Source organism: Mesorhizobium sp. M7A.F.Ca.US.002.01.1.1 (assembly GCF_004022955.1).
Taxonomy (GTDB): Bacteria; Pseudomonadota; Alphaproteobacteria; order Rhizobiales; family Rhizobiaceae; genus Mesorhizobium; species Mesorhizobium ciceri.
The window spans coordinates 1-1526 of the sequence record NZ_RZQE01000823.1; the positions used below are offsets into that span (position 1 = coordinate 1).

2 protein-coding genes are annotated in these 1526 nt (G+C 64.4%); both read left to right on the plus strand.

Features of this window, described 5'->3' with window-relative positions; translation table 11 throughout:
* A partial coding sequence (locus EN932_RS35810) for a FixH family protein (RefSeq protein WP_206619029.1) occupies window positions 1-228 on the plus strand: 228 nt, incomplete at its 5' end.
* Window positions 225-1526, plus strand: a 1302-nt coding sequence (locus EN932_RS35815) for a heavy metal translocating P-type ATPase (protein ID WP_164890841.1), incomplete at its 3' end; no start/stop codon positions are given. The genes EN932_RS35810 and EN932_RS35815, both read left to right, overlap by 4 nt.

The following is a 1526-nucleotide window of genomic DNA, read 5'->3' on the forward strand; positions in this document are numbered from 1 at the left end:
GCCGGCAAGCCAGTTCCCCTGCACGGCGTCAAGGTCCTGTTTCGTCATCCCGCCTACGAGAAAGAGGACGAGTCCGTCACGCTCGCCCTCGCCTCCGGCCCGGAGTTCGCCGCGCAGCACATGCCGAAGGACGGCGTCTGGATCGTTGAAGTCGACGCCGATGCCGGCCTGGCGCGACCCTATCGCGACGTCCGCAGGATCATGATTTCGCATGGAGCGCTGCAATGAGCTGTTGTGCACCGGGCGCTGAAATGGCGCTGGATCTGAAGGGCGCCACGTCGGTCCTGCCATCCAGCCAGGAGATCAGGTTGGCGAGCCGATCGCTTGGCGACAACCTTCGCCAGACCGACCTTTCAGTGCCGGCGGTTCATTGCGCCGCCTGCATCCAGACGATCGAGGCGGCACTTGGAAAGCTTGATCATGTCGAAAGCGCGCGCGTCAACCTGTCGACGAAGCGGGTCGCGGTCCAGTGGCGTGGAGACGAGGTGCCACCCTTCGTCGCCGCGCTTGGCAGGCTGGGCTACGAAGCGCATCTGTTCGCACCCGAGGTCGACGACAAGGACAAGACGCTTGCCGAACTGATCCGCGCCGTCGCTGTTGCTGGCTTTGCGGCGGGCAACATCATGCTGCTTTCGGTCTCGGTCTGGTCCGGCGCCGAAGGTGCGACCCGCGACCTGTTTCACTGGGTCTCGGCGCTGATCGCCATTCCTGCCCTCGCCTTCGCCGGCGGCATCTTCTTCCGCTCGGCCTGGAATGCCTTGCGTCATGGCGGCATGAATATGGACGTGCCCATCGCGGTCGGTGTTTCGCTCGCCTACGCCATGAGCCTTTATGAGACGATCAATCATGGCGACCATGCCTATTTCGACGCGTCGGTATCGCTGCTGTTCTTTCTTTTGATCGGACGCACGCTGGATCATGTGATGCGGGAGCGTGCCCGGACTGCCGTGAAAGGCCTGTCTCAGCTGGCCGCGCGTGGCGCCATGGTGCTGCGCGGCGATGGCGCGCGCGACTATCTGCCGGTCGGCGAGATCGAACCGGGGATGCAGCTGTTGATCGCGGCTGGTGAAAGGATACCCGTCGACGGCAAGATCATCCAGGGAACGTCGGATCTCGACTGCTCGCTGGCCTCAGGCGAAAGCACGCCGAAAAACGTGGCGCCGGGCGAAGCTGTACAGGCCGGTGTGCTCAATCTTACAGGCCCGCTGACGATCCAGGCGGCAGCCGCCGCAAAGGATTCGTTCCTGGCGGAAATGGTCCGGTTGATGGAGGCCGCCGAGGGCGGCCGCGCGCAATATCGCCGTATCGCCGACCGCGTTTCAGCGCTTTATGCCCCGGTGGTCCATCTCACCGCGTTTGTGACGTTCCTGGGCTGGATGGCGGCGACCGGCGACTGGCATCGGGCGATGACGGTCGCCATCGCCGTTCTCATCATCACATGCCCGTGCGCGCTTGGCCTCGCGGTGCCGATCGTGCAGGTGGTCGCCGCGCGACGCCTGTTCGAGAACGGCATCATGGTCAAGGAC